Genomic DNA, 26,989 nt, shown 5'->3' with positions numbered 1-26,989 from the left:
CTCCTACTTCTGTTTGACTCTTTTTGCAAATAACCATGTTAAAGTAAATGGGATTACAACTGCAATAATCATTCCGACAATAAACATTGGAATCGATTTCGGAATGATAGAAATAAATGCTGGCAATCCCCCAATTCCGATAGCAGGTGCTAATATACCGTTTAATGTAATGAATATCGCTGCCACAGCAGACCCTATAATCGCTGCATAGAACGGGAACTTATTTCGTAAATTCACACCAAACATCGCTGGTTCTGTAATACCGAAGTATGCTGAAATGGCTGATGTTGATGCCATACTTTTATCATTTTGATTTTTAGAAATCCAGAACATCGCAAGTGCCGCACTACCTTGCGCAATGTTAGAAAGAGCAATCATCGGCCAAATAAATGTACCGCCATGTTGTGCAATCAATTGTAAATCAATTGCAATAAACATATGATGCATACCTGTAATTACAAGCGGTGCATATAACGCTCCAAATAGTACTGCTCCAACTACTGGTACTGTTTCATATACACCTACCAATCCTACTGTTAATAAATCTCCAATATGACGTGTAACCGGACCGATAATTCCTAATGCTAACACACCTGTCACAACGATTGTTGTAATTGGTACAACTAATAATTGAATTGCATTTGGTACATGTTTCTTTAAGAAAATTTCCACTTTACTTAATACAAATGCTGCTACTAAAACAGGTAAAATTTGTCCTTGATATCCTACCTTCTCAATTTGGAACAGTCCTAAAATATTGAAGTACTCAATCTTTTGACCCTCTAAACCAGTCGCTGCTTTTCCGTAGTCCCAAGCGTTTAATAAGGCCGGGTGCACAAGCATTAATCCCATAACAATCCCTAGTATTGGACTACCACCAAAACGCTTCGTTGCTGACCAACCGACAAGTGCTGGTAAGAATACGAATGCTGTATTGGCCATCATATTAATTAAATCCCAAAGCCCGCCTAAGTTCGGATAAACATCTAATAAATTTTTCCCATCAAAAAATAAGTCTTTTGCGCCTAATAGATTGTTAATACCCATTAGTAAACCAGCTGTTACGATCGCTGGTAATATCGGCATAAATACATCCGAAAATATTTTTACAAACTTTTGAGCTGGATTTAACTTCTGATTTCCAGAGTCTTTTACGTCCGCTACAGTCGATTCTTTCATACCTGCAAGCGTTATCAATTCAGCGTAAACACGATCTACATCCCCTGGACCAATTACAACTTGAAATATACCAGCGTTATGAAACGCTCCTTTCACTAATGAAACAGACTGTAATTTATCATTATCTATTTTACTTTCATCTTTTAAAGCGATACGGAGCCTCGTCACACAATGTGCAGCTTGTTCAATATTGTCTTTCCCACCAATATACTGCAACACTTCCTCTGCTGTTTTACGATAGTCTTTCCCCATATTCCCGTCCCTCTTTTCTTTTTTTGATACCGTTTACAATTACATATTAACTCGTATATATAAGTTAGTCAACACTCATATATACGAGTTTGTGTTTTTTTATAAAAAAAAGAGATGAAACAATATTTTGTTCCACCTCTTTACTTCCTGCGTGCCACATCCGAAAAGTGAAAAATATCTAAGCGGTGGCGTGATTCTGTATATTCAAACTGACTTCCATCATACAAATGTGTAAAGTTTTTCACAACGACAACATAGTCTGTTCCATTTAAATCTAAATACTTTCTGTCATCCTCTGTACATGGCTGTACTTCAATTACCCTCTGTGAATAACTAATATGTAGCCCAAGCTCTTTCTCAATGTATTTATAAATCGATGTAGCTGCAATTTCTCTCGTTAGCCCTGGAATATATTCCGATACAAAATGGTTTATATCTAAAATTACTTTTTCTCCATCAATATTTCGTACACGTTTAATATGGTCAATCACTGTTTTTTCTTTCACGTTTAATAACTTTGCTACGTCTTTCGTCGCTTCAATTTTCTCCATTTCTACGACATCTGTAATACAATGACGTCCTAAACGTTCATTTTCTTCTTGGAAACTTACAATACCACCAAAATTAAATTCAATATTTTTTCGCTTTAAAACAAAAACACCTTTTCCATGAATTTTTTGCACATATCCACGCTCTTGCAGTAAATCTACAGCTTTTCTTACCGTTCCTCGGCTTGCCTCATACTGCTTCATTAATTCTGTTTCTGATGGGATTTTGCATCCCTCTTTTAATTGTTTATTATCAATAGATTTACTGATTTCTGTATAAATTTGTTCATACTTACTCATCATCTACAATAGCCCCTTGTCACCTTATAATTCTATATATATTATAACATGCTTCACTCTTCTGCCAATCTCTCACTTATTTTCCATTACAAGAAAAATATAGGTAAATATTTAATCTTTAAAACGTATTTTTATAAAAATTTTTATATTTTTCTTTTCATTCAAAAAAACATGTAGTATACTAACTTCAAAATCAGAGGAGAAAGGGAGCAAAGAACTATGCTTACTTATACAACAACTGTAGTTACATTTGCACAAAAACATCATCATCATACGTAACCCTTGAAACCTAGCGGAAAAATTACGCGTAGGTACAAGGGTTATTCCCGTTGTACCTACGCTTTGGCGAAAGAGCCATGTAGGTATTTTTTTATCTACATGGCTCTTTTTTTATTGTCAAAAAGCTAGTAAAAAATGATGTTTAAGCAAAACTTACTACAAAGGAGTTAACAAAAATGGAAACGAAAAAATGGGGATTATGGGTTTTAACAGCATTTGTTATCGGGAATATGGTTGGCGGTGGCGTATTTATGCTTCCAGCAAATTTAGCACAAGTATCAGGTCCAATGGGTTCTACACTCGCATGGAGTATTACAGGCCTTGGCGTATTTATGATTGCACTTGTATTTGGAAATTTAGCGATTCGTAAACCAGAATTAAAAGCTGGACCACAAAGCTATGCTCAAGCGATGTTTCCTTCAAAAAAAGCTGGTAAAGTTGCAGGATATAGTATGGCATGGGGATATTGGGCTGCTAACTGGGCTGCAACAGCATCTGTTATTATTTCCTTTGCTGGATATTTATCAACATTCTTTCCAGTTTTACAAAGTAAGCAAATTCTTTTTTCAATAAACGGATTTTCACTAGAACTCGGAAAAGGGTTAACTTTCCTTGTATGTAGCCTTATGCTATGGGGAATTCAATATATTCTTTCTCAAAATATTGATCGAGCTGGAAATATGAATCTACTTGCTACTATTGCAAAAATTATCGGATTTACAATGTTTATTGTAATTACATTATTCATTTTCAATGCTTCTAATTTCGGAGACGGTCAAACCTTTATGAATGAAGCAGGACAATCTATCTCGTTAGGTGGCCAAATCAATTCAGCTGCTATTGCAACACTTTGGGCGTTTATCGGTATTGAATCAGCGGTTATGCTTTCTAACCGTGCAAAATCACAGCGCGATGTAAAAAAAGCTACGATTTTCGGATTAATTATCGCTCTTCTTATTTACATGTCAATTACTTTACTTACAATGGGAGCTCTTCCGCAAGATGCTTTAAAGGAGTCTCAAAAACCGTTAGTAGATGCATTAAATTTAGCAATTGGAAATAAAGGCGCGTATATAATGGCCTTACTCGCTCTTATATCTTTATTTGGATCTACAGTTGGCTGGATCGTTGTTAGTTCAGAAGTACCTTACCAGGCAGCAAAGAATGGATTTTTTCCTAAGTTTTTCGGGAAAACAAATAAAAAAGGTAGTCCTTCAAAATCATTATTGATTACAAATGTAATGACGCAAATTTTCTTATTTTCAACGATTTCTGGTACTGTTTCAGAAGCATATAGTTTCGCTATCGTCGTAGCAACATTAGCCTATTTAATTCCATACCTTGTTTCTACCTTGTACCAATTAAAATTAGTTATTACAGGAGAAACGTATGATATACTACCAGGATCTCGAGTAAAAGATGGAATTATCACTACATTGGCATTGGTATACTCCATTTGGGTTATCAAAACGGGAACTGCTGATTTAAAAACGTTCTTCTTAGGAATTGGATTGTTTATATTAGGTCTTGTTCTTTATCCAGTACTAATGAAAGACTCACAAAAAACGGATTAAATAAAGAGAAGCTGCTAGCTTCTCTTTTTTATTAAAAATCTGTAATTAACTTTTCTTTTAGCTCTCCTACAGATAAAGGTTTCGCATAATAAAATCCCTGTACATAATCACAGCTCATTGATTGTAACAAACTCTCTTGCTCTACTGTTTCTACTCCTTCAGCAACTACTGCTAAATTTAAACTATGAGCAATTTCAATAACGGATTTTACAATCGTTCGTTCTGGTTGTGCGTGATCATAATGAAATTCACGAATAAAATTACGATCAATTTTTACAATATCCAGTGGTAGTTGTTTTAAATAATATAAGGAAGAATAGCCAGTTCCGAAATCATCCAAAGCAATTAACACACCCATATTTCTTAATTCTTGTAATGTAGCAATAATATAATCAAAATGGCGGACTGCTATGCTTTCCGTTATTTCTAATATTAAACGGTTCGGAGGAAAACCCGTTCTCTTTAAAATGCTACGTACAGAGAAAATAAAACGTTTCTGCATTAATTGTTGTATAGATAAATTCACTGATAACTTTAGTCCTTCTTGATAATTTGGCAATGTTTTAAACAATCGGCACGATTTTTCTAATACCCAGTCTCCTAGCTTTATAATAAGTCCAGACTCTTCAGCTACCGGGATAAATTCGTTTGGTGAAATAGGTCCGTCTTCTGTCATACAGCGTACTAGAGCTTCTATACCAGAATATCTCTTCGTTTTCAAATCAATAATAGGCTGCAATACTACATCTAACTCTTCATCACGAATTGCCTTTTGCAAAGCAAACTCAACTTTCATTCTACGATTTATTTTCGCGCGTAGCTCATCCGTAAAGAAACATGCAGCATTTCTCCCCTGTTCTTTTGCACTATACATAGCTAAGTCGGAGTTTTTCAATAATGTTTCCACGTCTTGTCCGTCTTGTGGATAAGAACAAAGTCCTAGACTAGCTGAAATATATACTTCATGGCCTTCAAGAATAAATGGTGCCTGGAAACATGACAACACAGATGTCGCTAACTGCCTCATATCATCTTGTCTATGATTTTTTGTTAACAGCACAAATTCGTCGCCACCTAGCCTAGCCAGAACATCTTTCTCTCCTAGTACATAATGCAACCTTGAAGCGACTTCGCTTAAAAGTAAGTCCCCTATCATATGACCTAACGTATCATTTACTAATTTAAAACGGTCCAAATCAAAGTAAATCATACCAAATTCTTTTTTATCTGCAATCAATTTATTAACGGACGTTATTAATTGCAAACGGTTCGGCAAACTCGTTAAAGCATCATGATAGGCAAGTTCCCTATAACGACTTTCACTTAGCCGCAACCTCTGTTCCGCTTCTTTTCTACTACTAATATCATTTCGTATTGCGATAAACTGGTATGGCTCTCCTTTTTCATTTAAAAATGGAACAATTGTTGTTTTGACCCAATAATATGTACCATCTTTCGCTCGATTCCGAATCTCACCTGTCCATACTTTCCCATTCAAAATACGTTTCCATAAGTTTTGAAAAAAGGTTTTCGGATGATGACCTGAATTTAAAATACGGTGATCTTTTCCAATTAATTCTTCCCTTTTGTATTTAGAGATTTCACAAAATTTATCATTTACATATGTAATAAGACCTTCTCGGTCTGTAATTGCAACAATTGAAGACTCATCTAATGCTAACTTTAAATCTCGCAACGAAGAGTCATATAATGCATGACCTCTCTGTTCTAGCATGCGCATCTCTCCTTGCTTCTATCTGACTAAAACACAACCTGTTTCTCTTCATAGAAATAGAGATATTTCATTTTCTAATACTAGCCCTTTACATAAATTATCTTTTTAAATAAACCGATTAAAATAACATAATATTATTTGTAATAAAAAGCAATATTATACCGTTTCAATTATAACTGGTAGCTTCCCATATCTCTAATTACTTCGCGCCTTATTATACCGCAATCCTTTTAAGTAGCTCTATGCAAGCCTTGTTTCCAACTAATACCACTCATATCTGATCTCTTTGTTTTTAATAACGAAATAGAAATTAGATCATACTACATAACTATTCACGAATAATAATATGAAAATCTACATTAATGTGTATGTTTTTGAATTACAATAACAAAATATTAACATATTTCTACCTTAACTTTGGAATTATTTTATAAATAAATACTGTATTAAACTAAAAAAGAGGATAGCCTCTTTTTTAATTTAATACGAATATGGTATTTGCTGATAACCTGGGTATGGCATTGGATACGTTACAGGGTATGGCGATGGATAAGCTACTGGATATGGAGCTGGATAATATCCTCCACTTGTTGCACCTGTTAATGCACCAGCTGTCAGTCCGCCTAACACTCCTCCTGCAAAGCTTCCAGGGAAAAATCCACCTCCCCATGAACTACCACCACCCCAGCCCCATCCGCCTCCGTGATGATGATGGTGATCATAGTGATTGTGTCCTCCATGGTGATGATGTCCACCGTTATGATTGTGCCCACCATGATTGTGTCCTCCATGATGATGATTCCGATAGTACAATCCATTGTTTTCTATATAATTCATGTTTCTCCGCTCCTTTTCGATTTTTTCATTTTCATATGCGTTAAGAGTGAGATAAAAAATGGGATAGTACACTGTATGTAGGACAAATGCGGAAAGTATAGGTGATATGTCTATATTTTGTAAAAAAAGCAAAACACCTTATAATAAAGATGTCATATTACATCTTCTATTTAAGAAGTCTATATTGAAAAAAGATTAGGGGAATTATATAGAAATGAAAAAGCCTATCGTTCAATTACTATTAATATTTACAATCGTATCTATCGTTCTGTTCCTATTAAATACATCGTATATTTCGTTATATACATTTGTCGGTGCTCTATGGTCCATCACAATCGTCGGAATTTCATTCGTTATTTTTATAGAAAATAGATCTCCACAAAGTACGTTAGCATGGTTTTTAGTATTAGCACTTCTTCCTATTATAGGTGTGCTTTTATACGCTATTTTCGGACGCAGCCGCTGGAGAAGAAAAAAACATCTCCATCGTTCAGAAGAACAAAGAAAATTATTCCGTGAAATATTAGAAGGAAGAAGACTAGAGTTATTACTCACAGTCCCACTAAATGAACGTTCCATACATTTAACAGAAGTCATACAAAAATTTGGAGGTGGTCCTGCCGCAGATAAAACAACTACAAAACTTTTAACAAACGGAGATCAAACATTTTCAGAAATTTTGCGAGCTATAGAGCAGGCAAAGCATCATATACATATTCAATACTACATTTATAAATCTGATGAAATTGGTACAAAAGTTCGAGATGCTTTAATACAAAAAGCAAAAGATGGTGTTATTGTACGCTTCCTTTATGATGGCCTTGGAAGTAATACGTTAAGAAGACGATTTTTGCAACCTATGAAAGAAGCTGGGATTGAAATTGTAGAATTTGACCCTATTTTTTCAGCTTGGTTACTTGAAACTGTCAATTATCGTAACCATCGAAAAATCGTTATTGTAGATGGAGAAATTGGTTTTACCGGAGGACTCAACGTCGGTGATGAATATCTTGGCCGTTCAAAGAAATTTCCCGTTTGGCGTGATAGTCATTTAAAAATAGAAGGAAAAGCATTATATAAATTACAAGCAATCTTTCTAGAAGACTGGCTCTATGCCTCTAGTGGTTTAAATACCTATTCCTGGGATCAATTCATGAATAGACAATACTTCCCAGGTAAAGAAATTTCAAATGCAGAAGGTGCTGTTCAAATCGTAGCAAGCGGACCAAGCTCCGATGATAAAAGTATTCGTAATACATTATTAGCTGTTATGGGCTCTGCAAAAAAATCCATTTGGATCGCTACCCCTTACTTTATTCCAGATCAAGAAACTTTAACATTATTACGCTTAAGTGCAATTGCCGGAATAGATGTACGGATTTTATATCCAGGTAAAAGTGATAGCATCATTAGCGATCAAGCATCTCAATCCTATTTCACTCCGCTTTTAAAAGCTGGTGCTTCTATTTACAGTTATAAAGATGGTTTTATGCATGCAAAAATTGTACTCGTTGATGATACAATTGCAACTGTCGGAACAGCGAACATGGATGTACGTAGCTTTGAATTGAATTACGAAATTATTAGCGTACTTTATGAATCAAAAACAGTTCACGATATTAAATGTGATTTCGAAGAAGATTTTAAACATTCAACTGAAATTAAATGGAACTCTTTCCAAAAAAGAAGTATAAAAAAACGCATATTGGAGTCTTTCATGAGGCTCATTTCTCCTTTACTGTAGGCAATCAACTTTATCTTGATTGCTTTTTCTTTTCCCTTTATCCTCCTTCCTTTTCTTTGCATACCATATTAAAACAAGTTATCATAAGATGTATTACTTTATGAAAATAATGTTAGGTGGGAAATACATGTTAGAACAATTTCATATACATGCTGATTTAAAACAACAGCTTTCTACGATTCATGAAAAGAATAAACAAGAAGCTGGTGAAAATGCACATTTAATCGGAACGAAAATATATAAAGCGTCTGATAATAGCATTATTGAAGATGCGATTACAGCACTTCTTCTTGGCAAGAACATTCTATTAAAAGGACCGACTGGTAGTGGTAAAACAGTACTAGCGGAAACTCTTTCTTCTTTATTCCAAAAACCAATGCATAGCATTAACTGCTCTGTCGACTTAGATGTAGAGGGTATCTTAGGATACAACACACTACAAACGAAAGATGGTGCATCTGAAGTTTCATTCGTTAACGGTCCTCTTATGAAAGCAATGAAGAACGGTCACTTCCTATATATTGACGAAATCAATATGGCAAAACCTGAAACTTTACCGCTACTTCACGGCGCATTAGATTACCGTAAAATGATCACAAACCCATTTACACAAGAGGTTGTATACGGTGATGACGAATACCGTGTAATTGCTGCGATTAACGAAGGTTACGTTGGAACAAGTGAACTAAATGAAGCGTTAAAAAACCGTTTCGTTATTATTGAAGTTCCTTACATTCAAGGTGACACATTAAAAGAACTATTATTAGCAGAATCAAAATTAAATGATGTTGCAACAATTGAAAAGTTTGTTGCATTTGCAAGCGACCTTATGCCTTTAGCTCGCGATGGACGTGTAAGTGAAGAAGCAGCAAGTATTCGTGGTATTATCGACGCATGTGATTTAGGTGTATATATTCCTATTATGCGAGCGATTGAACGAAGCATAATTGCAAAACTTAATGATGAAACAGAACAAATGACTGTCCGTGAATTAGCAGAAAGTTATTTCTTTGAGGGATAATTTATGAGACAAATTTTTAGTGACAAAAAAATTGATGCGTCGCTGTTTCTACAAATGGAAAACTTAATGTATGCCCTTCTAAAAGAAGACGATGCCTATCTTGAATATGGCTATAAAGCATACTACGACGAAATTGAAAAGAAAGTTGTCATTAGTCACTTTTGGGATGATCGAAAAGAAGAAGATACAGTAATCGGATTAAAAAGCGAAGTCTTCTTAAAAGCACTTGGTAATAAACATTACTCGGACATGACTTTAATTCGTTCTTATGCGATTGAATTGCAAGAATCGCCCCTAAAAAAGTTTTTAACACAATTATTTGTTCTATTAGAAGATTTACGCGTTGAGGAAATCGTAAAGAACTTACGTCCTGGCACGAAGCATGTTTTTAAACGTCGAAAAGAAATGTACCGCAACTATTTCGGCTCTCAAAATGAAATAAACCGCGTTCGTAATTATCACGGTGATCGTCTATTTTGCCTATGCTATCTTTCATTAACGAGCGATAAATATGAAATGTTTAATAATGAATATTTTGAGCAAATTGAAGCGATTTTACATGAAACATTCCAAGCACGTAATACAGAAGATATTATGTATATCGTTGAGAAAATTCGCTATCGCTTAGAGGCGCTTCTTGAAAGTGATATGCTTAACAACTATTTCGGACATGCTCCACTTTACTTATCTGTCCTTGCAGACGAAAAGAACTGTCGCGTCGAAGATTTAGCAAATGATGATACGCAGCTTATAGATGACGATGAAAATAAAAACAAAATGGATGAAAGTTTCTCCACATGGCATCGTGAAAATAAAAATAACGAAAACGAGAACTTTTTACGCTTTGAATTAGAAAGCGGAACAAAAACTAATATGATGGGCGATACTGCTCGCGAATCAGAAGATGGCGACCAAGCACTTGGTTCTGTACAAGGTACTTCACAAAAAAGTACACAATCCAACTTTGATGGCGCTGATACAGAAGAAGCAAGGGCTTCACACGCTTCTAGCCAGCACGACGGTGCATACGGTAAGTATAATGTAGGTGCTTCTCATACATTTAAAGAAGCTCGCAAACCAAACTCAGATGAGAAAAAAGATTACCAAGCTATCAAATCAGTCGTCAATAAAGATGTAAAAGAATTAAAGAAAATTATCGAAAAAACGATTGAAAATAAAACGAATGCGAATAGTGATAAATATTACGGAAGACTTCGTAAGAAATTCCTTCGTATTTATACCGAAAAACAACCACGTATGTTTTATAAAAAAGGACAAGAGTCACAAGAACTCGATGTTGCATTCCAACTGTTAGTTGACTGTTCTGGTTCTATGTATAACAAAATGGAAGAAACGAAGAAGAGTGTTGTACTATTCCATGAAGCTTTAAAGTCTTTAAAAATCCCGCACGCTATTAGCGGATTTTGGGAAGATGCCTCTAGCGCTAAACCTGAAGATAAGCCGAACGTTATTCATGAAGTTGTAAATTATAAAAACTCAACGTTACCAAACGTTGGTCCAGAAATTATGCAACTTCGTGAAGAAGAAGATAACCGCGACGGATATATTATTCGTATCGTTTCTGAAAAACTTGCCAAAAGACCTGAGAAACATAAATTCTTACTAGTCTTCACAGACGGTGAGCCTTCTGCGCTAGACTATCAACAAGACGGAATTTTAGATACGCATGAAGCTGTTAAACTCGCGCGTAAAAGTGGTATGGAAGTAATCGGTATCTTCATCGAAGAAGGCGAAGCGAAAGAAGCAACTTATCAATTGATGAAAAACATTTATAACCATCACTTCTTAGTTGCAAATCATGCTGAAGATTTACGATTGAAGATTAAACCATTGCTGAAAAAACTATTACTGAAGACGATTGAATAGAAAACAGGAGCCTTGTGGCTCCTGTTTTTTCGTTCAATTACTTTGTTTCTGGTTGAAACTTGTATGGAATGGCTACTTCTAATAAAGATTCAAATCCTCCGTCATAGTATGGGAAGCGCTCATTCGCAATTGTTCGATCTACCCACTCTATTGCAGAAATTTCACCTTCATCTTCCGCAATAAGTTCCCCTTTTACTACATTCGCTCGGAATGTAAAAAACAGTGCATGATTCCCTGATTCTTCAAAGAATTTTTCATTGATCGCAACAAGTCCACCTAACGTAGCAGTTAAACCTGTCTCTTCTTTCACTTCTCTTATTAGTGCTTCCTCTAATATTTCACCTTTTTCCACAGCCCCACCTGGCAATGACCAAACGTTTTGTTCTGTATTATGTACCATTAATATTTTATCTATTTCCTGGTCATGTATTAGTGCGTATACGACATCAACTCTTTGCATAAGACTTCTCTCCTCCCAAAAATAATGAAGAGCCGATTCCTAAGAATCGACTCTTCCTATTAATTCATCACTAACTCAGCTGCGAGCTTTTTTTTTAACTTAGCCAGCATGTCAGTTGTCATTTTGTCTAAATCGTATTCTGCTTTAAAGCCCCACTCTTTCATTGCTGCAGTTGCGTCAATAGAGTTTGGCCAGCTATCAGCGATTGTTTGACGAGCTGAATCTACTGCGTAATCCATTGTAAACGTCGGAATGTGTTTACGAATTGACGCTGCAATTTGCTCTGGCTCGAAGCTCATTGCTGTAATGTTAAATGCATTTCTATGCACTAGCTTACTTGGATCAGCTTCCATTAATGAAATGATCGCTTGTAAAGCATCAGGCATATACATCATGTCCATGTACGTTCCTTCAGCAATGTATGAGGTGTATGCACCTTTTTTAATCGCCTCATAATAAATTTCAACTGCATAATCAGTTGTTCCGCCTCCTGGAGGAGCTACGTAAGAAATTAAACCTGGGAAACGGACACCGCGCGTATCTACACCAAATTTTTGATGATAATAATCACATAGTAATTCTCCTGCCACTTTGTTTACCCCGTACATCGTAGTAGGACGCTGAATTGTATCTTGCGGTGTATTATCTTTTGGCGTCGATGGACCGAATGCGCCGATAGAACTTGGCGTGAAGAATTTACAGTTTAATTCACGAGCTGCTTCTAATGCATTTACAAGTCCGCCCATATTTAAGTTCCATGCAAATAACGGATTTTTTTCTGCTGTTGCTGAAAGTAAAGCTGCTAAATGAATAATTGTATCTACTTCATTACGCTTTGTGATATCATGTAGTTTTTGTCCATCTGTTACATCTAACGTTTCAAATGGACCAGACGTTACTACTTCACTATCTGTTTCACGAATATCTGTTGCAATAACATTTGATGCGCCGTATACATCACGAAGTTTCATTACTAGTTCAGAACCAATTTGCCCTAAAGAACCGGTTACTAGAATTTTTTTCATTTTCCCCACTCCTCATTTGCAAGCTATTCAAAAGATGTCGTTACTTAAATGATGCCCATTTCTTTTCCTACTTTTTCATACTTAAGAATTGCTTCATCTAACATTTCTTTCGTATGAGCTGCTGTAGGCATATTACGAACGCGCCCTGTTCCTTTTGCTACAGTTGGGAACACGATAGATTTTGCGTATACACCTTCTTCATTTAGACGTTTACTAAATTCTTGTGTTAATACCTCATCCCCAATGATACAAGGTGTAATTGGCGTTTCACTTTCCCCAATGTTAAAGCCAAGTTCTTTTAATCCTTGTTTTAAGTAGCGACCATTTTCCCATAAGCGATCGTGTAACTCTGTGCTTTCCATTAAGATTTCAATTGATCTCATGCAAGCTGCTGCATCAGCTGGTGTTAATGCTGTAGAGAATAAGAATGGACGTGAACGAACTTTTAACCAGTCAATTAAATTTTGTTTCCCTGCTACATATCCACCAATTACCCCAATTGCTTTTGATAATGTACCAATTTGGAAATCAACTTTATCAGAAAGACCGAAGTGCTTTACAGTTCCTGCACCTTTTCCAAGTACACCTGAACCGTGTGCATCATCTACGTATGTCATTAAATCTAACTCTTCTGCAATCTCAACAATTTCTGGTAGTTTTGCAACATCTCCATCCATTGAAAAGACACCGTCTGTAATTACCATTAATTTATTGTAAAGACCTGATTCTTTCGCCGCAATTGCTTTTTGGCGTAAATCTTCCATATCCGAATGTTTATAAACAATAATTTTTGCTTTTGATAGACGACTACCATCAATAATAGAAGCATGGTTTAATTCGTCTGAAAGAATTGCATCATTTTTATCCATAACAGCTGAAATCGCTGCCATATTACAGTTAAATCCTGATTGATAAGCAATTGCTGCTTCTGTATGTTTAAACTTTGCAATTGTTTCTTCTAACTTAATATGCAAATCTAAAGTACCGTTAATTGTACGAACAGCCCCTGCTCCAACACCGTACTTATGAATAGCACCAATTGCTGCTTCTTGCAAACGGCTATCTGTTGCTAATCCAAGATAGTTGTTTGAAGATAAGTTAATATATTCTTTTCCGCCAATTGTAATGATCGGTCCATTTGAACTCTCAAGCGGATCAATTACGTTATAAAGCCCCTTTGATTTTAAATCCTCTAAGTTTTCTTCTAAAAATTTCGCAAGTGTTTTACTAGACATCGTGAAGCCTCCCATCGTTCATGTAAGCGGATTATTGTCTTAATAGTTCTAATAATCCCTCTACTAGCTTAACACGTTTTCAGAATTTATTATAGAAAAATAGTTTAAAGTAACCGCTTACATTTTTAGATTATATATGATTCATTACAATAAATCTATCATTTACTTTTCATATTTGATAGAATTAAAAAAATATTTCGGGAGGTTTCAAACATGGCATTTACAGAATCTGATGTATACAATAACACAGCATTTTTCGAACAATATATGAAACGAAGATACCGAGAAAATAGCCCAAATGAATCCATTGAAAAACCAGTATTCTTTCAGCTCATTGGTCATGTACGAGGAAAACAAATTCTCGATTTAGGCTGTGGTGATGCTAAGTTTGGCGCGGAATTATTAGAAAAGGGATGCTACTCTTACACCGGCATTGAAGGCTCCGAACTTATGTATGAAAAAGCTAAAAAACAACTAGAAAATAAAAATGGATCTGTTCATTTTTTAAACCTCAAAGATTATACCTACCCCTCTTCCACTTTTGATTTAGTAACATCTAGACTCGCCTTACATTATATTGAACATCTTGATACCATTTTTCAAAATGTATTTCAAACTTTAAAAACAAATGGCACCTTTACCTTTAGCGTTCAACATCCCGTTATTACTTCTTCGTTTGAAAGCTTACAAACAAGTGGTAAAAGAACGAGTTGGCTCGTCGATGATTACTTTAAACTAGGCAAACGGGTTGAACCATGGATTGACCAAGAAGTTATTAAATATCATCGTACAACGGAAGATTATTTCACATTATTACAGCAAGCCGGATTTACCATTACATCATTAAAAGAAGCTACACCAAATCCAACCTATTTTCAAAATGAAGCAGATTATAAACGTCGCTTACGTATTCCTCTCTTCCTCTTATTTTCTTGTACCAAATAAAAAAAACGATGAATCACTCATCGTTTTTTTATCTCATTGCCTGAGCAACTTCTTTAACTACACGTCTTCCTCTTCCGTGAGGTATACAAAGCGGTGTTCCAAACAACGGATCCGTACTAATTTGACACTCCATTCGGAATACATCACGTACTAGTTTCTCATCTACCACTTCTTCAGGTTTACCTTGTGCATATATTTGTTTATCTTGAATGGCTACAATGTTATCTGCATAGCGACATGCTAAATTTAAATCGTGTAATACCATAACAATTGTTCTTTGTTCTGTTTCATTTAATTCGAATAATAAATCTAGCACTTCAATTTGGTGAGTCATATCTAAATATGTAGTAGGCTCATCCAGTAAAATAATATCTGTATCTTGTGCAAGCGTCATTGCAATCCAAGCACGTTGTCGTTGTCCACCTGAAAGAGCATGCACATCACGCTCAGCAAATTCTGTCATACCTGTTGCTGCAAGTGCCTTCTGTACCATTTCCTCATCTTTTTCTGACCACTGTTTCAGCCATGTTTGATATGGATAGCGTCCTTGTTTTACAAGTTGCAATACTGTAAGCCCTTCAGGTGCTTGCGGTCCTTGCGGTAAAATTGCCATTTGACGAGCAATTTGCTTCGTTTGCATACTTTGAATAGCTTGATTATCTAACAAAATGTCACCAGTTGTTGGCTTTAATAATCTAGCTAGTGAACGTAATAAAGTTGATTTCCCGCAACCGTTGGAACCGATAAAGATTGTAATTTCACCTTTTGGAATTTCTAAATTCAACTCATCAATAATAATTGTTTCACCATAAGACAACGTCAAACATTTCGTCTCCAATGCTTTTTGCATATTCATCTCCCTTTATGAATTCCGACTTTTATAAAGTAAATAAATAAAATAAGGTGCACCAATTGCTGATGTAAATACCCCTGCTGGAATTTCAAGTGGTGTGAAAACTGTACGCCCAATTAAATCTGCAGCAAGTACTAGAATTGCACCGACAATAGCTGCAACTGGGAGTAATGCACCGTATAAAGAACCAACTAGCCTTCGTGAAATATGAGGTGCCATTAAACCGACAAATCCAATTCCTCCGGCGAAGGCAACTGCTCCCCCAATTAAAGCCGTACTAAGTAATAACATGAATACGCGTGACTTCGTTAAAGGAACACCAAGTCCTACCGCAATATCATCCCCTAGCTCTTGCGCATTTAAATGTCTAGCAGCTATAAATGATATTACCGTTAAAATGAGAACCCACGGTGCAAGCACCATAACGTTTTGCCATGAAGAACCATAAACAGTACCTGTAATCCATACATTCGCTTGACTCGCTTGATAAATTGGTGCTAACAACATAAACAAAGTCGTTGCCGCTTTCGTTAATGCCCAAAACCCCACACCAATTAAAACAAGACTAATCGGCGATAACCCGTCATTTCTCCATGCAAATAAATATACAAAAAGCGCCACAATCGTTGCCCCAACAAAGGCTGCTAACGGCATATAATGAATGCTTACAGTTAGCGCATTATTTTTATCACTAAATATAGCTAAAAACAATACAACTGCAACACTTGCCCCACCCGTAATCCCGATGATATCCGGAGAAGCAAGTGGATTTCGAACGAGACCTTGTAAAATACATCCTGCTACAGCAAGCGCAATTCCTACAAGGATGGCAATTAAAATACGCGGCATACGAAACTTATTTACAACCATGTTAGACATCGCATCGCCATTTCCAGTGATCGCTTGCCATACATCATAAGGAGCAATTTTCATGTCTCCCATACCTGCACTCGCAAAAAATAATCCTATTAAAACAACTAATAAACTAAATAAGACGAGACAAGCTCGTTTATACATTAAAAACGAGGGCCCGCCTTTCCCTATACGAAATGGAATATACTTCTTCATTTGCTAAGCCCTCTCTTACGTGCAATATAAATAAAGAATGGAGCTCCAATAAATGCTGTCATAACTCCTACTGGTACTTCTTGTGGCATAATGACATATCTTGCTGCTATATCAGACAATATTAGTAGTATTGCACCTAACAATCCGCTATAAGGCACTCTCCATCTGTGGTCAACTCCAACAAGAAATCTAGCAAAATGCGGAGTAATAATGCCAATAAATCCAATTGGGCCAGCAACCGCAACCGAACCACCAGACAACAGTACAATAATAAGTAATACGAATGATTTCATTAAAATTGTTCGTTGTCCAAGTCCTTTTGCAACGTCTTCTCCCATCATCAATGTATTTATTTTTCCTGCCATCATAAGAGATGCAATCCATCCTATTAATAAATATGGGAATACAGATTGTAAAATTTCTAACTTTCTCCCTTGTACAGATCCAGCAAGCCAAAATAATACCTCTTCAAGTGCTTTTTCATTTAACACAAGTAATCCTTGTGTTAATGATGAAAATAACGCACTAATTGCGACCCCTGCTAACGTTAACTTAAGAGGAGTAGTTCCTTCTTTTCCTAAAGAACTAGAAGCAAATACAAGTACAGCTGCAACCGCCGCTCCTAAAAAGGCAATCCATGTGAAAGCTGATAATGATGTTACTGAAAAGATTACAATTGCTACAACTATGAAGAACGCAGCACCTGAATTTAATCCAATAAAATCTGGAGAAGCAAGTGGATTCTTAGTTAAAGTTTGCATAAGACAACCAGCAATGGCTAAACTAGCACCAACACTAGCTGCAATTAACGCCCTAGGCAGACGTACATTTTGAATAATAATATGTTCATTGGAACCGTTAAAATGGAAAAAAGCATCCAATGCTAGTTTCCAACTCGTATTTGTATACCCGAAAATAATACTTCCCCAAATACAAATAACGACTGCAATGATTCCAACAAATAATCCAATCCATTTTGCTCGATTTGTTTTTAATAACATGCAGCGTTTCCCCTTCAATGTATAATGATACGTTGTTAGTGTATTTCAACTTAATTCTCATTGTCAACGGAAATGAGAATTATTTTCACCCATATGTATTGACAATCAAAAGATAAAGGCTTAATATCATGCTTGCTATTGAAAAATATTCTCAACATGTAGGGGGTACATAATGAATTTCATGCGGAAGAAATCGTTTACAATATTTGTATTTTTACTAGCATTTTCAATGCTTTTAAGCGCTTGTGGAAAATCAAATAACAAAGAAGAATCTACAAAAGAAGATAATAAAAAAGAAGTGGTTACTGTAGAACATGCAATGGGTAAAACAGAAGTTCCTGCTAATCCAAAACGTGTAGTTATCTTAACAAATGAAGGAACTGAAGCTTTACTTGAATTAGGTGTGAAACCAGTTGGTGCTGTAAAGTCTTGGACTGGTGACCCATGGTATCCACATATTAAGGATAAAATGAAAGATGTAAAAGTTGTTGGTGATGAAGGACAAGTTAACGTTGAAACAATTGCTTCTTTAAAACCAGACTTAATTATCGGTAATAAAATGCGCCACGAAAAAGTGTACGAACAACTAAAAGCAATTGCACCTACTGTGTTCTCAGAAACATTACGTGGTGAATGGAAAGATAACTTCAAATTTTATGCAAAAGCATTAAATAAAGAAAAAGAAGGTCAAAAAGTTGTAGCTGATTACGAATCACGTATAAAAGATTTAAAAGGCAAACTTGGCGATAAAGTAAACCAAGAAATCTCTATGGTTCGTTTCATGCCTGGTGATGTTCGTATTTATCATGGCGATACATTCTCTGGTGTTATTTTAAAAGAACTTGGATTTAAACGTCCTGGAGATCAAAATAAAGATGATTTTGCAGAGCGTAACGTATCTAAAGAGCGTATTTCTGCTATGGATGGTGACGTATTATTCTACTTCACATTCGATAAAGGAAATGAGAAAAAAGGGTCTGAACTAGAAAAAGAGTATATAAACGATCCTCTATTTAAAAATTTAAATGCAGTAAAAAATGGTAAAGCATACAAACTTGATGACGTTATTTGGAATACAGCTGGTGGCGTAATGGCCGCTAACCTACTATTAGATGACATCGAAAAACGCTTTGTTAAATAATATTTCCTTAACCAGCTCCCTTCTGTGGAGCTGGTTATTTTTCAATTCACTTAAATGTCACATTATTTCGTTTTGTATTTTTATTCCCAATATGTTATATTGAGAAAGTAAATAGAATATATTTTCTTTATATCAGAATAAATGTTTTAATCTAAATTTTCTGATTAATCACTATTTTATTTTCTTTTAGAATTCAATTATTACATTTGAAAACGCTTATCATCTCGTTTTCAGGGCAAAATACAGTAACGGTCGAAGAAAAATAGAACTTTTTTAGAAATTTTCTTTCTATTTCCATATAATTCTATTGACTTCTAAATATTTTGTAAATTAAAATGATTACATAAATATCCGTTATACAGGATTAGGGGGAAACAAAAATGGATGCAGCTTTAAAATTAGACAAAGCTGGAGAGCAACAATCACCAAAAAAACATCCACCAGGGTTATACTTGTTGTTCTTTACAGAGGCGTGGGAAAGATTTAGTTATTACGGAATGCGTGGCTTATTAGTTCTTTATTTAACAACGAGCTTAGTAAGCGGCGGTTTAGGATTTGATAAAGCAGTTGCAGTTCAAATTTACGGTATTTTCACAATGTTAGTATACTTCACACCTATTATTGGTGGTTGGTTAACTGACCATTTCATTACGAAGCGACATGCCATTACTATTGGTGGTATCATCATGGCAATTGGTAACTTTGTATTATTCTCAATGAACACAAAAACTGGACTTTTCTTAGGATTAGGATTATTAGTTATTGGTAACGGATTCTTCAAACCAAATATTTCGACTTTATTAGGTCAATTATATAGCGAAAACGATTCTCGTCGTGATAGTGCCTTCACTATCTTCTACATGGGGATTAACTTAGGAGCTCTTATCGCTCCATTCATTTGCGGTTACTTCGCAGATTATAGATACGGTTTCTTAACAGCTTGTATCGGTATGATTATTGGGCAGCTTGCCTTTAATTTCTTAGCACCTCGTTACTTAGGGTCTATCGGAACAACTGTTGTAGGTAAACAATCTAAAGAAAAAAATGCAAAAGCAATTGAGAAAAAACCTTTAACAACACAAGAGAAAAAACGTACTGCTGCAATTTTAATTTTAACTTGTTTCGTAGTATTCTTCTGGGCAGGATTTGAGCAAGCTGGTAGTTCTTTAACACTTTACACAGATAAGTTCGTAGATCGTACAATTGGTGGATTTACAATTCCAACACCTTGGTTCCAATCTGTAAACCCACTATTCATTATCTTACTAGCATTACCTGTTTCTGCGTTATGGATTAAGCTTTCAAAAACAAAAAATGGCGATTTGAAAATCCCAACAAAAATGGCATTAGGCATGATTTTACTAGGGATTGGATATTTAGTTCTAACTTTAGCTGTTTTAAAAACTGGTAGCGATGAAGGTAACATTACAATGAAAGCAAACTTACTATTCATTGTATTCACTTACATGTTCCACACAATCGGTGAGTTATTCTTATCACCAATCGGATTATCTATGGTAAGTGCAATTGCTCCTGTTAAATTAGCATCATTATTAATGGGTGTATGGTTAGCTGGTACTGGCTTCGCAAACTTATTAGCAGGACAATTAGCCGCTTTCACTCAATCTTTAGGATATTTAGAAGTATTCGCAAGCATCGGTATTATCGTAATTGTACTGGGATTAGTACTTCTTATGTTCTCTAAGAAAATTGCACATATGATGGAATAACAAAAAGACGCTTCTAAAATTAGAAGCGTCTTTTTTATTATTTCTCCTCTAAAGCTGTCACGTCCACATGAACGCTCTCACCAGGATTAGATACATCATACACTTGAGCACTCCCCTTCTGCTCATCACAGCTCTCAATCCATACTGGTACGCCCTCATATGTAACGTCAATTCTACTTGAAGAAGATAAGATTTGTTTCACACGTTTCACATCCATACTACTATCCCTCCTTTTGCTTACTATACTCCTTTTTATTTTTTCTTTTCCTTTTAGAATATATTCCGTAAGGCAGCATATTGATTGATAGTCATTTCTTCCTAACATGCTAATATTTACTCTCTCGCTACCTTTCTGACAAATAAAAAAAGACGTATATTCTACACGTCTTTTTCCATAATATTCAAATTTTAAGAAAATAATGTTTTTACTACTGCACTTACTTTATCATTATGGATTTGATAATACACTTCTAATCCTCGTCTTTCAAAGCGTACTACTTTATTTTGCTTTAACTTCGTTAAATGTTGTGAAACAGTTGATTGTGGAATTTCTAATACTTCCTGTAGCTGTGTTACATTACATGTTCCTCTTTGCATAAGTTCCATTACTAGACGTAGACGAAGTGGGTGAGCTAACGCTCTTAACATTTGTACATCTTCTTCTGAAATACGACATTCGAATTGATTTTGGCTCATAAAGTTCCCCTCATTTTCGTTTTTATTTGCGTTTTTATGTTCTTTTTATTTATTTATATATCTGTTCTTATATTTCCTGTTACGACATAACTTTATCAACCTATAAAGCCGAAAAATTTTTCCATCTTTATCAGCAAAAATTCAGGAAAAAATCCTTGCTGATTTTGAATATTATACTATATGATATAACGAAAAAGCAAAATAATGGCCTACGAATACTTTGCTTGCAAACGTTGTTTTATCAGGCTTTTTGTTATATTTTCACCTCATTGAAATGCACAGTAACGGTATTGTAAAATACCGTCTATAATTGATAACCTATCGTAATGTAGTTGAACTATAATTAACCTCTTTGTTACGCTAAAAGGAATTTTCAGTAAAAAGAGATGATGTGATATTAAAAATTTGTTTCTTATTTTTTATTCGTATTGCAAGCGGTTGGATTGTTGTGCAAAACTTCCTATTAAATCCACTCACCGTTCCCCCCACTAGATCAAACAGGACAGATAATTGCATATATCAAACTTTATACTTAATATAAAAGACTTCATCTAATATACGCCTATAAGGAACATGCCATCTGAATAAGCAAAATAATATGCACATAGTTTATACAGCGCACTTAAATTCATTTGAGTGTGTTTTTTGTCTACTTTATGAACAAAGCTTTTCTTTTAACACTATTATGGAATAATTATACTTTTTTACGTTGACAATAGTGTTGAAGGAGAATATACTAAGCATGTAAGTTGATTGTGAATTGTTTCACAAATAATGTGAATTTCTTCACATATAATAGATAGGAGTTGTCATTATTATGAGTACTTGGACACAAATTTATGACCCGTTAAACAATATTTGGTTATCTGCACTAATCGCAGCACTTCCAATCTTTTGTTTCATCATTTGTTTAATGGGATTCAAAATGAAAAGTTACATGGCTGGTCTTTATAGTGTGATTGTCGCTATTATCCTTGCAATATTTGTTTATAAAATGCCAGCAACAGTAGCTGTAGCATCTGCCGGATTCGGTGTTTTATCTGGATTTTATCCAATTTGTACTATCGTTATCGCTGCAATTTTCCTTTACAAATTAACTGTTAAAACAGAGCAATTCAATATTATTCGCGATAGTATTTCAAGCATTACAAATGATCAACGTTTACAAGTATTATTAATCGCTTATTCTTTCGGTGCTTTCTTAGAAGGCGCAGCTGGTCTAGGGGTTCCAGTTGCTATTACAGCCGCACTACTTGTAGGTATGGGCTTTAATCCATTAAAAGCAGCAGGTATTTGTTTAGTAGCTAATATTGCTGGTGGTGCTATGGGTGCTATGGGTATTCCAGTTACAGTACCAGCACAATTAACTCAACTTGACGCATTAACTATTGGTCGTCAAACTGTTCTTATTTTACCTTTCATTAGTGTTATCTTACCTTTCTTACTTGTTTCAATGGTCGATGGAATTAAAGGTATTAAAGAAACTTGGCAAGGTATTCTTGTAAGTGGTGTTTCTTTCGCTATTACTCAATTCGCTGTAACTTACTTCTTAGGCGCAGAACTTACTAATATTTTCGCAGCCGTTGTAAGTATGATTGCTCTTGCATTATTCTTACGTGTTTGGCAACCAAAATCTTCTACTAAAGAAGAAAAACAAGAAACTAAAGTATCACATACATTCAATCAAATTTTATATGCTTGGTCTCCATTCGTATTCTTAACTGCATTTGTAACAATCTTTAACTTAAAACCGATTAAAGCTTTATTTGCTCCAGATGGTGCGTTAGCAAACTTAGTATTTAACATTCAGTTCCCTGGTCTTCATAATGCTGTTATGAAAACTACACCAATTACAAAAGCTGATACACCTTTCGCAGCTGTTTTCAAATTTGATGTATTCTCTTCTACAACTACTGCGATTGTACTAGCAATTATCGTTTCACTTATCGTTTACCGCGTAAAAGGTAAAATGGTTAAGGAATTAATGATTGAAACAATGAAAGAATTAAAAGCTCCAGTATATACAATTTGTAGCGTTATCGCTTTAGCTTACGTAGAGAACTACTCTGGTATGTCATCTACACTTGGACTTGCATTCTCTTCTACTGGTAATGCATTCCCAGTTCTTTCTCCAATCTTAGGATGGATTGGCGTATTCATTACAGGTTCAGTAGTTTCAAGTGGTTCTTTATTCGCACCACTTCAAGCAGTAACAGCAGACCAGTTAAACATCGTTCCTTCTACACTCGTTGCCTTAAACGTAGTAGGTGGTACAATGGCAAAAATGGTTTCACCACAATCTGTAGCAGTTGCTTGTGCCGCAGTTGGACTAGTTGGTAAAGAATCTGCTCTATTTAAAACAGCAATGAAATACAGTTTAATCTTCTTAGCTGTTATTAGCTTACTTCAATTAAACGCTGTATTTAATATCTTTTAAAAATAAAACACCGATCCAAATGGATCGGTGTTTTTCACATTACATTTCTTTATTTTTTAATAAAGAAGCTCCAGCAATTTCAGGGTGAGTCATTTCGAATGGATCTAAAATAATATCCAATTCCTCTTCTGTCAGTACACCATGCTCTAAACATAACTCCCTAACAGATTTTCCTGTTTCAATCGCTTCACGTGCAATACGAGATGCTGCTTCATAACCAATATGAGGATTAACTGCTGTAATAATTCCAACACTTTTCTCAACATATTGCTTCAGCAATTCTTCATTTGCTGTAATTCCTTCAATACAATATTCACGGAATACACGGAATCCATTATTCATAATACTTATAGATTGAATTAAATTAAATACAAGCACAGGCTCCATTACGTTTAACTCTAATTGTCCTGCTTCTGATGCTAAGCAAATTGTATGATCGTTTCCGATTACTTGGAATGCGACTTGGTTAATCACTTCTGCCATAACTGGATTCACTTTACCTGGCATAATCGATGAACCCGGCTGACGTGCTGGCAATTGAATTTCAGCCAACCCAACACGTGGCCCAGACGCCATAATACGAAGATCGTTTGCAATTTTAGACATGTTCATCATACATACTTTAAGTGCTGCAGATACTTCTGTGTATGCATCTGTATTTTGCGTTGCATCAACTAAATGCTCTGCACCAACAAGTGGGAACCCACTAAACGTTCTTAAATGTTTTACCACCTGTTCAATATACGTAGGATTTGCATTTAATCCTGTACCAACAGCTGTCGCCCCCATATTCACTTCATATAAATGTTGACGAGACTGTTTAATTCTTTTTATATCACGCGCAAGCACTCGGCTATACGCTTCAAATTCTTGTCCAAGGCGAATTGGAACTGCATCTTGTAAATGTGTGCGTCCCATTTTAATAACGTGATCAAACTCTTTTGCTTTTTTACGAAAAGCAGAATGAAGTTCTTCCATTGTAATAAGAAGCTTTTCTAACATCATAAGAGTTGCAATATGAATTCCTGTCGGAAACGCATCGTTCGTTGATTGGGCCATGTTCACATGAGTGTTTGGGCTAATTTTCGCATACGCCCCTTTTTCATATCCCATACGTTCTAACGCTCTATTCGCAATTACTTCATTTGTATTCATATTAATAGAAGTTCCGGCTCCGCCTTGAATAGGATCCACGATAAATTGATCATGAAACTTTCCATCAACAATTTCTTGCGCTGCTTCTGCAATTTCATGTCCAATGTCTTTAGCTAAGTAACCAGTATCTATATTCGCAAGCGCCGCCGCTTTTTTCACAATTGCCATTGCTGTAATGAGTGATGGATGAATGCGATATCCTGTAATTGGGAAGTTTTCTACGGCACGTAATGTTTGTACACCATAATAAGCTGCACTTGGTACTTCTTTTTCACCTAAAAAATCTTTTTCTATACGTATATCCTTCGTTGCTATCATTTTTATCACCTATACTTTTTCATTCTAAATCCTTATCCAAAAAATCCGCCCTCTAAAAACACGAGTATCATTCAGAAGAATTTTTCAGTATCCACCTTCACTATATAGTACCTTTTTTGAAAGCGCAAACATTTATTTTTCTGCATATCCTTTTTATTAAAGTTTATAGAAAATCATTCTTCTACTTTCCTTATTTCCACTCGTTTAATTTGATGCATATCCTTTTCAAGGACTTTAAAATAAAAACCGTATTTCTCAATAACATCTCCTTCAGCAACGATTTGTTTTTGTACCATAATCCAGCCACCAATTGTATCTACATCATCAGCAATTAAATGTATGCCAAGCAAATCATTTACTTCACTAATAAGCACTTTTCCCTCTACGATTTTATAACCTTCACTTACATGCTCTATAGGTGGATTCTCATCTTCATCGTATTCATCTCGAATTTCTCCAACAATTTCTTCTAAAATATCTTCTAGTGTAACAATCCCTGCTGTACCACCATATTCATCATACAATACAGCTAATGGAATGTGTTTTCTTTGCATTTGTAATAGTAAATCATGAATTGGAATATTTTCTAGCACTTCAATAACTGGCCTTGTATATGGCATAATCGAGCACTCCTCGTCCCGATTACCATCCATATAACGAATAAATAAATCTTTTACATTAACCATCCCAATAATTTCATCTTTATCTTCACCAAATACAGGATATCTCGTGTACTTTTCTTGCGCGATTACTTTAATATGTGTTTCAAATGGTTCGTCCTCATATAAGCCTACAACTTCCGTACGAGGTACCATAATTTCTTTTGCTACTCTATTATCAAATTCAAAAATATTATTTACATATTTAAATTCCCTTTGGTTAATCTCTCCGCTCTCATAGCTCTCAGATAAGATTAACCTTAATTCTTCTTCTGAATGAGCTACTTCATGTTCAGAAGCTGGATTTAATCCAAATAAACCAGTTACAACCCTCGCTGAACCATTCAAAGCCCAAATAAACGGATACATAACTCGGTAAAAATAAATAAGTGGCTTCGATAACAATAAGCTAACTTGTTCTGCTTTTTGTATAGCAAATGTCTTTGGAGCAAGTTCCCCAATGACAACATGTAAAAATGTAATTACTGCAAAGGCAATAATAAATGAAACTGTACTGGAAATTGTAGGTGAGAATTGCAATTTTAAAAACAACGGCTCGAGTAAATGTTTAATGGTTGGTTCCCCTAACCACCCGAGCCCTAAAGCAGTAATTGTAATACCTAGCTGACAGGCCGATAAATATTCATCTAAATTTGTAGTTACCTTTTTAGCGGCCAGTGCACCTCGTCTTTTTTCGCTAACGAGTTGATCAATACGACTGCTACGTACCTTAATAATTGCAAATTCAACAGCCACAAAAAATGCTGTTAACCCAATAAGAATGACTACCATCAATAATTTTAAAATATCCACATATGCTCTTTAGCTTTCTTAGCTAAAGTTACACCTCCTTTTAAAAAGAAGTTTCACTTTAGTTTCTTCAATTATTGGAAAGCAACTCTATATAAAA

22 protein-coding genes are annotated in these 26,989 nt (G+C 35.2%); 8 read left to right on the top strand and 14 right to left on the bottom strand.

Annotated elements, in window-relative coordinates:
* Positions 1 to 3 precede the first annotated feature (3 nt).
* Both treP and treR read right to left on the bottom strand, forming a co-directional pair.
* Positions 4 to 1,431 carry a PTS system trehalose-specific EIIBC component gene (gene treP, locus NST86_RS03190; protein WP_016117151.1) on the bottom strand — a complete coding sequence of 476 codons (1,428 nt, stop codon included), beginning with the start codon at positions 1,429 to 1,431 and terminating at the stop codon, positions 4 to 6.
* Positions 1,432 to 1,571: 140 nt separating this feature from the next.
* Positions 1,572 to 2,282 carry a trehalose operon repressor gene (treR, locus tag NST86_RS03185; protein WP_000987236.1) on the bottom strand — a complete coding sequence of 237 codons (711 nt, stop codon included), beginning with the start codon at positions 2,280 to 2,282 and terminating at the stop codon, positions 1,572 to 1,574.
* 452 nt (positions 2,283 to 2,734) lie between these two features.
* On the opposite strand from treR, the gene NST86_RS03180 reads away from it, so the two are divergent.
* The gene (locus NST86_RS03180) at positions 2,735 to 4,132 is read left to right on the top strand and encodes an amino acid permease (RefSeq protein WP_227593338.1); all 1,398 of its coding nucleotides are present in this window, start codon (positions 2,735 to 2,737) and stop codon (positions 4,130 to 4,132) included.
* A 31-nt stretch (positions 4,133 to 4,163) separates the two neighbouring features.
* Here the strand turns inward: NST86_RS03180 and NST86_RS03175 are convergent, their stop codons facing one another.
* Complete coding sequence (locus NST86_RS03175) at positions 4,164 to 5,867, bottom strand: putative bifunctional diguanylate cyclase/phosphodiesterase (protein ID WP_340933123.1); 1,704 nt, start codon at positions 5,865 to 5,867, stop codon at positions 4,164 to 4,166.
* A 480-nt stretch (positions 5,868 to 6,347) separates the two neighbouring features.
* Positions 6,348 to 6,704 carry a hypothetical protein gene (locus tag NST86_RS03170; RefSeq protein WP_001106406.1) on the bottom strand — a complete coding sequence of 119 codons (357 nt, stop codon included), beginning with the start codon at positions 6,702 to 6,704 and terminating at the stop codon, positions 6,348 to 6,350.
* A gap of 214 nt (positions 6,705 to 6,918) precedes the next feature.
* On the opposite strand from NST86_RS03170, the gene NST86_RS03165 reads away from it, so the two are divergent.
* From NST86_RS03165 to NST86_RS03155, 3 genes are all read left to right on the top strand, one after another.
* Entirely contained in the window at positions 6,919 to 8,448 is a 1,530-nt protein-coding gene (locus NST86_RS03165) for a cardiolipin synthase (RefSeq protein WP_340933120.1), read from the top strand.
* Positions 8,449 to 8,575: 127 nt separating this feature from the next.
* On the top strand, positions 8,576 to 9,469 hold the full coding sequence (locus NST86_RS03160; protein WP_000892972.1) for an ATP-binding protein: 894 nt from the start codon (positions 8,576 to 8,578) through the stop codon (positions 9,467 to 9,469).
* A 3-nt stretch (positions 9,470 to 9,472) separates the two neighbouring features.
* The gene (locus NST86_RS03155; RefSeq protein ID WP_001248851.1) at positions 9,473 to 11,356 is read left to right on the top strand and encodes a vWA domain-containing protein; all 1,884 of its coding nucleotides are present in this window, start codon (positions 9,473 to 9,475) and stop codon (positions 11,354 to 11,356) included.
* A 37-nt stretch (positions 11,357 to 11,393) separates the two neighbouring features.
* Here the strand turns inward: NST86_RS03155 and NST86_RS03150 are convergent, their stop codons facing one another.
* From NST86_RS03150 to NST86_RS03140, 3 genes are read right to left on the bottom strand one after another with little or no spacing between them, the layout of a single operon-like run.
* A complete protein-coding gene (locus NST86_RS03150) occupies positions 11,394 to 11,816 on the bottom strand; it encodes an NUDIX hydrolase (RefSeq protein WP_086423292.1) in 423 nt (140 codons plus the stop codon).
* 59 nt (positions 11,817 to 11,875) lie between these two features.
* Positions 11,876 to 12,841 (bottom strand): L-threonine 3-dehydrogenase, encoded by a 966-nt coding sequence (locus tag NST86_RS03145; protein ID WP_044797126.1) that lies wholly within the window; start codon positions 12,839 to 12,841, stop codon positions 11,876 to 11,878.
* 44 nt (positions 12,842 to 12,885) lie between these two features.
* Positions 12,886 to 14,076: a glycine C-acetyltransferase gene (locus tag NST86_RS03140; protein ID WP_000095905.1), complete on the bottom strand. Its 1,191-nt coding sequence runs from the start codon at positions 14,074 to 14,076 to the stop codon at positions 12,886 to 12,888.
* Positions 14,077 to 14,289: 213 nt separating this feature from the next.
* Here NST86_RS03140 and NST86_RS03135 point away from each other — a divergent pair, with 213 nt between their 5' ends.
* Entirely contained in the window at positions 14,290 to 15,021 is a 732-nt protein-coding gene (locus tag NST86_RS03135) for a class I SAM-dependent DNA methyltransferase (protein WP_000885977.1), read from the top strand.
* Positions 15,022 to 15,049: 28 nt separating this feature from the next.
* Here NST86_RS03135 and NST86_RS03130 read toward each other — a convergent pair whose 3' ends face one another.
* Genes NST86_RS03130 through NST86_RS03120 form a run of 3 tightly spaced genes read right to left on the bottom strand, consistent with a single transcriptional unit; the run spans position 15,050 to position 17,943 of the window.
* Positions 15,050 to 15,871, bottom strand: coding sequence for an ABC transporter ATP-binding protein (locus tag NST86_RS03130; protein ID WP_001167943.1), 822 nt, complete (start codon positions 15,869 to 15,871; stop codon positions 15,050 to 15,052).
* A 12-nt stretch (positions 15,872 to 15,883) separates the two neighbouring features.
* The gene (locus tag NST86_RS03125) at positions 15,884 to 16,942 is read right to left on the bottom strand and encodes a FecCD family ABC transporter permease (protein ID WP_000760070.1); all 1,059 of its coding nucleotides are present in this window, start codon (positions 16,940 to 16,942) and stop codon (positions 15,884 to 15,886) included.
* Positions 16,939 to 17,943, bottom strand: coding sequence for a FecCD family ABC transporter permease (locus NST86_RS03120; protein WP_000925231.1), 1,005 nt, complete (start codon positions 17,941 to 17,943; stop codon positions 16,939 to 16,941). Before NST86_RS03120 ends, NST86_RS03125 begins: the two co-directional genes overlap by 4 nt.
* A 172-nt stretch (positions 17,944 to 18,115) precedes the next feature.
* On the opposite strand from NST86_RS03120, the gene NST86_RS03115 reads away from it, so the two are divergent.
* Together NST86_RS03115 and NST86_RS03110 are read left to right on the top strand one after the other, a co-directional pair.
* The gene (locus tag NST86_RS03115; protein WP_340933114.1) at positions 18,116 to 19,084 is read left to right on the top strand and encodes an ABC transporter substrate-binding protein; all 969 of its coding nucleotides are present in this window, start codon (positions 18,116 to 18,118) and stop codon (positions 19,082 to 19,084) included.
* Positions 19,085 to 19,464: 380 nt separating this feature from the next.
* Complete coding sequence (locus NST86_RS03110; protein WP_000338314.1) at positions 19,465 to 20,814, top strand: peptide MFS transporter; 1,350 nt, start codon at positions 19,465 to 19,467, stop codon at positions 20,812 to 20,814.
* Between the two features lie 37 nt (positions 20,815 to 20,851).
* On the opposite strand, the gene NST86_RS03105 is transcribed toward NST86_RS03110, so the two are convergent.
* The gene (locus tag NST86_RS03105) at positions 20,852 to 21,031 is read right to left on the bottom strand and encodes an acid-soluble spore protein H (RefSeq protein ID WP_000382679.1); all 180 of its coding nucleotides are present in this window, start codon (positions 21,029 to 21,031) and stop codon (positions 20,852 to 20,854) included.
* A 191-nt stretch (positions 21,032 to 21,222) separates the two neighbouring features.
* Positions 21,223 to 21,510, bottom strand: coding sequence for an ArsR/SmtB family transcription factor (locus NST86_RS03100; protein WP_000081428.1), 288 nt, complete (start codon positions 21,508 to 21,510; stop codon positions 21,223 to 21,225).
* Positions 21,511 to 22,327: 817 nt separating this feature from the next.
* Between NST86_RS03100 and NST86_RS03095 the strand changes: the two genes are divergently transcribed.
* Positions 22,328 to 23,947: an L-lactate permease gene (locus tag NST86_RS03095; protein WP_000109101.1), complete on the top strand. Its 1,620-nt coding sequence runs from the start codon at positions 22,328 to 22,330 to the stop codon at positions 23,945 to 23,947.
* Between the two features lie 39 nt (positions 23,948 to 23,986).
* Here the strand turns inward: NST86_RS03095 and aspA are convergent, their stop codons facing one another.
* On the bottom strand, positions 23,987 to 25,420 hold the full coding sequence (gene aspA, locus NST86_RS03090; RefSeq protein ID WP_000562129.1) for an aspartate ammonia-lyase: 1,434 nt from the start codon (positions 25,418 to 25,420) through the stop codon (positions 23,987 to 23,989).
* Positions 25,421 to 25,593: 173 nt separating this feature from the next.
* A complete protein-coding gene (locus NST86_RS03085; RefSeq protein WP_000353325.1) occupies positions 25,594 to 26,892 on the bottom strand; it encodes a hemolysin family protein in 1,299 nt (432 codons plus the stop codon).
* Positions 26,893 to 26,989: the final 97 nt, after the last annotated feature.

The organism is Bacillus sp. FSL L8-0199 (assembly GCF_038005705.1).
Classification (GTDB): Bacteria; Bacillota; Bacilli; order Bacillales; family Bacillaceae_G; genus Bacillus_A; species Bacillus_A cereus.
The sequence above is the reverse complement of the archived record's forward strand: the minus strand, read 5'-3'. Positions and strand labels throughout refer to the sequence as shown.

What these genes read in the sequence shown, in the direction of transcription:
- treP (WP_016117151.1), bottom strand. Translation starts at nt 1,431, where the DNA reads ATGGGGAAAGACTATCGTAAAACAGCAGAGGAAGTGTTGCAGTATATT.
- treR (WP_000987236.1), bottom strand. Translation starts at nt 2,282, where the DNA reads ATGATGAGTAAGTATGAACAAATTTATACAGAAATCAGTAAATCTATT.
- NST86_RS03180 (WP_227593338.1), top strand. Translation starts at nt 2,735, where the DNA reads ATGGAAACGAAAAAATGGGGATTATGGGTTTTAACAGCATTTGTTATC.
- NST86_RS03175 (WP_340933123.1), bottom strand. Translation starts at nt 5,867, where the DNA reads ATGCTAGAACAGAGAGGTCATGCATTATATGACTCTTCGTTGCGAGAT.
- NST86_RS03170 (WP_001106406.1), bottom strand. Translation starts at nt 6,704, where the DNA reads ATGAATTATATAGAAAACAATGGATTGTACTATCGGAATCATCATCAT.
- NST86_RS03165 (WP_340933120.1), top strand. Translation starts at nt 6,919, where the DNA reads ATGAAAAAGCCTATCGTTCAATTACTATTAATATTTACAATCGTATCT.
- NST86_RS03160 (WP_000892972.1), top strand. Translation starts at nt 8,576, where the DNA reads ATGTTAGAACAATTTCATATACATGCTGATTTAAAACAACAGCTTTCT.
- NST86_RS03155 (WP_001248851.1), top strand. Translation starts at nt 9,473, where the DNA reads ATGAGACAAATTTTTAGTGACAAAAAAATTGATGCGTCGCTGTTTCTA.
- NST86_RS03150 (WP_086423292.1), bottom strand. Translation starts at nt 11,816, where the DNA reads ATGCAAAGAGTTGATGTCGTATACGCACTAATACATGACCAGGAAATA.
- NST86_RS03145 (WP_044797126.1), bottom strand. Translation starts at nt 12,841, where the DNA reads ATGAAAAAAATTCTAGTAACCGGTTCTTTAGGGCAAATTGGTTCTGAA.
- NST86_RS03140 (WP_000095905.1), bottom strand. Translation starts at nt 14,076, where the DNA reads ATGTCTAGTAAAACACTTGCGAAATTTTTAGAAGAAAACTTAGAGGAT.
- NST86_RS03135 (WP_000885977.1), top strand. Translation starts at nt 14,290, where the DNA reads ATGGCATTTACAGAATCTGATGTATACAATAACACAGCATTTTTCGAA.
- NST86_RS03130 (WP_001167943.1), bottom strand. Translation starts at nt 15,871, where the DNA reads ATGCAAAAAGCATTGGAGACGAAATGTTTGACGTTGTCTTATGGTGAA.
- NST86_RS03125 (WP_000760070.1), bottom strand. Translation starts at nt 16,942, where the DNA reads ATGAAGAAGTATATTCCATTTCGTATAGGGAAAGGCGGGCCCTCGTTT.
- NST86_RS03120 (WP_000925231.1), bottom strand. Translation starts at nt 17,943, where the DNA reads ATGTTATTAAAAACAAATCGAGCAAAATGGATTGGATTATTTGTTGGA.
- NST86_RS03115 (WP_340933114.1), top strand. Translation starts at nt 18,116, where the DNA reads ATGAATTTCATGCGGAAGAAATCGTTTACAATATTTGTATTTTTACTA.
- NST86_RS03110 (WP_000338314.1), top strand. Translation starts at nt 19,465, where the DNA reads ATGGATGCAGCTTTAAAATTAGACAAAGCTGGAGAGCAACAATCACCA.
- NST86_RS03105 (WP_000382679.1), bottom strand. Translation starts at nt 21,031, where the DNA reads ATGGATGTGAAACGTGTGAAACAAATCTTATCTTCTTCAAGTAGAATT.
- NST86_RS03100 (WP_000081428.1), bottom strand. Translation starts at nt 21,510, where the DNA reads ATGAGCCAAAATCAATTCGAATGTCGTATTTCAGAAGAAGATGTACAA.
- NST86_RS03095 (WP_000109101.1), top strand. Translation starts at nt 22,328, where the DNA reads ATGAGTACTTGGACACAAATTTATGACCCGTTAAACAATATTTGGTTA.
- aspA (WP_000562129.1), bottom strand. Translation starts at nt 25,420, where the DNA reads ATGATAGCAACGAAGGATATACGTATAGAAAAAGATTTTTTAGGTGAA.